This is a genomic window from Acinetobacter sp. GWC1_38_13, assembly GCF_001767535.1.
Classification (GTDB): Bacteria; Pseudomonadota; Gammaproteobacteria; order Pseudomonadales; family Moraxellaceae; genus Acinetobacter; species Acinetobacter junii.
In genome coordinates, this window is record NZ_MELG01000112.1 from 65,841 (window position 1) to 71,236 (window position 5,396).

Annotated in this window: 5 protein-coding genes and 1 pseudogene; 4 read left to right on the forward strand and 2 right to left on the reverse strand. The window is 39.2% G+C overall.

Annotated elements, in window-relative coordinates:
- The first annotated feature begins 676 nt into the window (after positions 1-676).
- Genes aroQ through accC form a run of 3 tightly spaced genes read left to right on the forward strand, consistent with a single transcriptional unit; the run spans position 677 to position 2,956 of the window.
- Positions 677-1,126 carry a type II 3-dehydroquinate dehydratase gene (gene aroQ / locus A2003_RS12260; RefSeq protein ID WP_075696438.1) on the forward strand — a complete coding sequence of 150 codons (450 nt, stop codon included), beginning with the start codon at positions 677-679 and terminating at the stop codon, positions 1,124-1,126.
- Positions 1,127-1,152: 26 nt separating this feature from the next.
- Complete coding sequence (gene accB, locus A2003_RS12265; RefSeq protein WP_004915532.1) at positions 1,153-1,575, forward strand: acetyl-CoA carboxylase biotin carboxyl carrier protein; 423 nt, start codon at positions 1,153-1,155, stop codon at positions 1,573-1,575.
- Between the two features lie 16 nt (positions 1,576-1,591).
- Positions 1,592-2,956 carry an acetyl-CoA carboxylase biotin carboxylase subunit gene (gene accC, locus A2003_RS12270; RefSeq protein ID WP_004915529.1) on the forward strand — a complete coding sequence of 455 codons (1,365 nt, stop codon included), beginning with the start codon at positions 1,592-1,594 and terminating at the stop codon, positions 2,954-2,956.
- 49 nt (positions 2,957-3,005) lie between these two features.
- Here the strand turns inward: accC and A2003_RS12275 are convergent, their stop codons facing one another.
- Positions 3,006-3,482: a hypothetical protein gene (locus tag A2003_RS12275; RefSeq protein WP_112987232.1), complete on the reverse strand. Its 477-nt coding sequence runs from the start codon at positions 3,480-3,482 to the stop codon at positions 3,006-3,008.
- A 204-nt stretch (positions 3,483-3,686) separates the two neighbouring features.
- Between A2003_RS12275 and A2003_RS12280 the strand changes: the two genes are divergently transcribed.
- Complete coding sequence (locus A2003_RS12280) at positions 3,687-5,177, forward strand: amidase (RefSeq protein WP_112987233.1); 1,491 nt, start codon at positions 3,687-3,689, stop codon at positions 5,175-5,177.
- Between the two features lies 1 nt (position 5,178).
- Here the strand turns inward: A2003_RS12280 and A2003_RS12285 are convergent.
- A pseudogene (locus A2003_RS12285) lies at positions 5,179-5,396 on the reverse strand (MFS transporter); the annotation flags it as partial.

Consider the following 5,396-nt stretch of genomic DNA (forward strand, 5'->3'; position numbering starts at 1 on the left):
AAGACAGCTTTGAAAGACCCATAAGAGATACTACGCCAATCGAAAGTTGTCTCTTAAGTACGAAGTATATTATCGAAGCAATAGATATCTTTTTCGGACATTTTCATGTCATTAACTGCCATAACAAATGTGAAAATTCATCATTTTTGCCAACTTACAATTTATACGAATCTGCTTAATTGTCTTAGAGAAATACAATTTGCAAAGTGGATGTTTCATAAACTTTCATAATTTCCCAATGTCAAAAAGCATTTTGCTTATACTCTTTTGTAGTAGACAAAAGCACAATACAACTCTCAGTAAAACAATGCTTTAATCTTAAGAGATGTTTAACTATCGCCTCAACCAAGTTTAAAAAACCAACACTTTCACTCACTTAAGTTATGATCAAAATAAGACTTATAAGTGATTGACTCATCAGTTACACAAATCTCATGAACGATTCGGGTGAGTTCGGTTTAAAATGTTTTAAAAATAAATAAACCTATTTTTTTGTCATATTTTAACATTGCGATTTCCTTGCAAAGTTTTCATTATATGCACCATGCTTGGCATGCAACTTTCTTCACTCAGTAAAAGAAATTATAAAAAAATTGCAGAATTTTGTGCCATAATAAGCAAACTTTGCAGACATCTTGCAAATTAAATTTGCAATTTTAAAATTGGAGCAGGCTAAATGAGCTCAACCATTTTGGTGATTCACGGACCGAATTTGAACTTGCTAGGTAAGCGAGAACCAGAAGTATATGGTTATCTCACGCTAGACGATATTAACAAACAATTAATTGCTCAAGCCAAAGATTCATCTCTTACATTAGAAACATTCCAAAGCAACTGGGAAGGTGCAATTGTTGATCGTATTCATCAAGCACAAACTGAAGGTGTAAAGTTTATCATCATTAACCCAGCTGCACTCACCCACACTTCTGTCGCTTTGCGAGATGCATTATTGGGTGTTGCAATCCCTTTTGTTGAAGTTCATTTGTCCAATGTTCACGCTCGTGAAGCATTCAGACATCACTCTTTTCTATCCGATAAAGCCATTGGCGTAATTTGTGGCCTAGGTGCTAAGGGTTATTCCTTCGCACTCGATTACGCTATTGAAAAAATTCAATCTTCTAACTAATTTAGACATTGTAGGAACATGCACTCATGGATATCCGTAAAATCAAGAAACTCATCGATTTGATGATTGAATCTGACTTACAAGCCATTGAAGTTAAGGAAGGAGATCAATCTATTTCATTGACTCGTCCTACTCCAGTGTATGCTGCTGCACCTGTGGCGGCTGCGCCTACAACGGCAGCTCCAGCGGCTCCAGCAGCAAAAACTCCTCGTGGTGCTGTTGAAACATCACCAATGGTTGGTGTGTTCTATGCCGCTGCAAGCCCTGGTGAGGCACCATTTGTTAATGTCGGTCAAACCGTTTCTGCTGGTGAAACACTCGGAATCATCGAAGCAATGAAAATCATGAACCCGATCGAAGCAACCAAGAGCGGTGTGATTGAAGAAATTCTTGTAAAAAATGGTGAAGTCATCCAATTCGGCCAACCGCTTTTCCGCTACCGCGCTTAATAAGTTGGGGATTTCTATGTTGCAGAAAGTATTAATTGCAAACCGTGGTGAAATCGCCTTACGAATAACTCGGGCTTGTAAAACACTTGGTATTAAAACTGTCGGTATCTATTCAGACGCAGATAAAGATTTAATGCATTTACGCTTTGTCGATGAAGCGGTATGTATTGGACCAGGTACAAGTAGCGAAAGCTATCTGAATATTCCTGCAATTATTACTGCCGCAGAAATTACAGGTGCTGATGCGATTCACCCTGGTTATGGCTTCTTGTCAGAAAATGCTGAATTCGCAGAAATTGTTGAAAACTCAGGCTTCATTTTCATTGGTCCTCGACCTGAGCATATTCGTTTGATGGGGAATAAAGTCTCCGCGATTATTGCAATGAAAAAAGCTGGCGTACCTACTGTTCCTGGCTGTGATCACGCTGTTACCATTCACAATGCATTGGCTGAAGCACGCGAGATCGGTTTCCCATTGATCGTGAAAGCGGCAGCTGGCGGTGGTGGTCGTGGTATGCGTATTGTTGAACGTGTCGACACATTACTTGAGTCTGTTCAAGCCGCTCAACGTGATGCTGAGATGTGGTTTGGCGACGATACAGTTTATATGGAACGTTTCCTGCAAAAGCCTCGTCATGTTGAAGTACAAGTACTAGGTGATGGTAATGGTCATGCGATTCATCTATATGATCGTGACTGTTCATTGCAACGCCGCCATCAGAAGGTTCTAGAAGAAGCACCTGCTCCAAACTTACCTGAACAAGCGCGTGCGGATATTCTTGAAGCTTGCGTAAATGCTTGTAAGTTAATGCAATATCGTGGTGCTGGGACATTTGAGTTCTTGTTTGAAGATGGTGAATTCTTCTTTATCGAGATGAATACACGCGTTCAAGTGGAACACCCTGTTACTGAAATGGTGACTGGAATTGATATCATTGAACAACAACTTCGAATTGCTGCAGGTCTTGGCCTAGATATCGAACAGCATGAAGTTGAAGTGAAAGGTCATGCGATCGAATGCCGTATCAATGCAGAGGATCCAACGACATTCTTACCATCACCAGGTAAAATTGAAAGTTTTTATGCACCTGGTGGCGCAGGAATTCGCTTAGATTCTCATATTTATCAGGGTTATAGCATTCCACCATACTATGACTCGATGATTGCAAAACTAATTTCATATGGCAAAGACCGTGAAACTTCTTTAGCTCGTATGCGTCAAGCACTTGATGAAATGATTTTGACAGGCATCAAAACCAATATTCCATTACACAAAGATTTAATCTTAAAAGATAAAAACTTTTGTGAACAAGCAATGGATATTCACTATTTAGAAAAACATTTGTTAAAGCAGCTTGAACCGCAAGCTGAGAAAGCATAATAAAAAAGCCTCTTAAGAAATTAAGAGGCTTTTTTATATCAACTACAAATTATGGCAACACACGACGCAAGGTCGCAAAACACTTCTCACCTTTCTCATTAGCACAGAAATCAATCGTATGTTCGTTTGACCATTTCACGAAGTATTGAGAAACCTCACCTGTCTGATCCTGTTTTTGTCCTGAGCAATCAGTTTCGTTATTGTCATATTTGATTTGCAAAATTAAAGCAGGTAATCGTTCCTTGTGATCTTCTGAAGGTTGATAATCATATAAGCCATATGACCACTCATTACCGCTTTTAATCACAACATCGCTCATTCCTCGAAAATTGTAGTATTCGGTACACTTCTTATTATTTGGAATTTCCATTCCCCACAACCCCATAATTTCAGGGCGTGTAGTTACACGGATCGCATTTGCTTTCGCAGCTTGTTGTACTGTTGTTGCTTTATCAGTTACGACTGTATCCGCCATAGTCCATGTCGAGAAAGCCCATAATAATCCAATAATATAAATATTTTTCATAGATTTAATAAAGTCGTCATCTTAACGTCGCATAGGCTTAACTTAGCATATTTTTATTTAAAATCACCCAATCATAACCATATAAACACAATATTTTTTATATGGATTTTATTTGATTGTTATCCGATTTATTTCGGGTATTCTAGATATTTAAAAAATAGATATTGTTTACTTTATAAAGAGTTAGCTTTAGGGATAAAAACCATGAATTTTTCTGAATATGTACAATATGATGGTCTCGGACTAGCCGCATTAGTCAAAAATAAAGAGATCCATGCTTCTGAACTTTTGAAGATTGCATTAGAGCGTAATGAAAAGGTAAATCCTAAACTTAATGCCATTATCATTCCAATGTATGAACAAGCCAAACAACGCGCTCAGCAAGAGCGTCATGGGGCGTTTGCTGGTGTTCCCTTTTTAGTTAAAGACCTATTTCAAGAATACCAAGGTGTTCCAACGTCATATGGAAGCAATTCACTAAAGAAGTTCAACTATACGCCTGACTTTAATGCAGAAATTGTCAATCGTTGGGAAAATGCGGGGATTATCACTTTTGGTCGCACGAATACCCCAGAGTTCGGAATCAAAGGAATTACTGAACCTGAAGCTTGGGGTGCATGCCGAAATCCATGGAACTTAAAACATAATAGCGGCGGCTCATCGGGAGGGTCTGCTTCTGCTGTAGCAGCTGGAATCGTTCCTATTGCTGGTGCTGGTGATGGTGGTGGATCTATTCGCATTCCTGCATCCTATTGTGGACTATTTGGATTAAAACCGAGCCGAGGACGAACTCCTTGGGGACCTCAATACAGTGAAGCGATGCATGGTGCTGCAATGCAGCATGTTTTGTCTAAATCAGTCCGAGATAGCGCAGCAATGCTTGATGCTGTACATGGGCCAGAACAAAGCTCTCTGTTTAGGATTCAATCACCTGAACAAAAATATATAGATATTATTCAACAAGCTCCTAAGAAATTAAGAATTGCTTTTAATACCCAATCCCCAATCGGAACCAAGGTATCGAAAGATGCGATTCAAGCCGTCGAACATACAGCAAAACTATTAGAATCACTTGGGCATATTGTTGTTGAAGATCAACCACAAATTAATGGACTTGAACTCGCAAAAGATTTTATTACTACATGGTTCAGTCAATTCTCATACATGCAAGCACAGATCAAATTAATGTCGGATACCACCGATGATGATTTCGAACTTGATTCGGTGGCTTTAGCAGCGTTTGGAGCAAAAACGAGTGCAACCGAATATATTCATACTTTAAATAATTGGGGAAGCTACAGTACACAGATGAACTTGTTCTTTGAGCAATATGATCTGTATCTAACCCCCTCAACAGCATCTGTTGCTCCTAAAAATGGTGAAATTGTTACTCCTGCTTGGCAGAAGCCGATTTTAAAAGCTTTGCTCAAAGTCGGGAAAGCACATTATTTAGCTCAAGGAAAACTCGTCGATAAAATGGTTCAGGATAATTTGAGCTGGGTCCCATTTACTCAATTAGCAAATGTCACGGGCTTACCTGCTATGTCCGTACCGCTATATTGGAATAAAAATGGTTTGCCTTTAGGGAGTCAATTTATTGCGCCTTTCGGACGTGAAGATCAATTACTGCAACTAGCAGCACAATTAGAACAAGCACAACCTTGGATGCCTCAGTATCAAAATATTAAAATTTAAATTAACTTTTGGCTGCTGCTTCCACCCGATTCGGCAGCCAATAGATCAGCAATAATCCGAATAACACCACTACACTTGCATATAAAAAAATTGTTGCGCCAGTTAATTGTTGCCAATAATGCCCTGCCAGTAAACTTCCTGAAGCTACTCCAAGTCCCCACATCGTACTGTATAGTGCCTGCCCGCGACCTTGTTGCTCAGGTGAAAAGTTTTGGAAAA

Bases quoted from the DNA above. Each gene is read 5' to 3' on its own strand.
- A2003_RS12275 (WP_112987232.1), bottom strand. From the start codon at position 3,482: ATGAAAAATATTTATATTATTGGATTATTATGGGCTTTCTCGACATGG.
- accB (WP_004915532.1), top strand. From the start codon at position 1,153: ATGGATATCCGTAAAATCAAGAAACTCATCGATTTGATGATTGAATCT.
- aroQ (WP_075696438.1), top strand. From the start codon at position 677: ATGAGCTCAACCATTTTGGTGATTCACGGACCGAATTTGAACTTGCTA.
- accC (WP_004915529.1), top strand. From the start codon at position 1,592: ATGTTGCAGAAAGTATTAATTGCAAACCGTGGTGAAATCGCCTTACGA.
- A2003_RS12280 (WP_112987233.1), top strand. From the start codon at position 3,687: ATGAATTTTTCTGAATATGTACAATATGATGGTCTCGGACTAGCCGCA.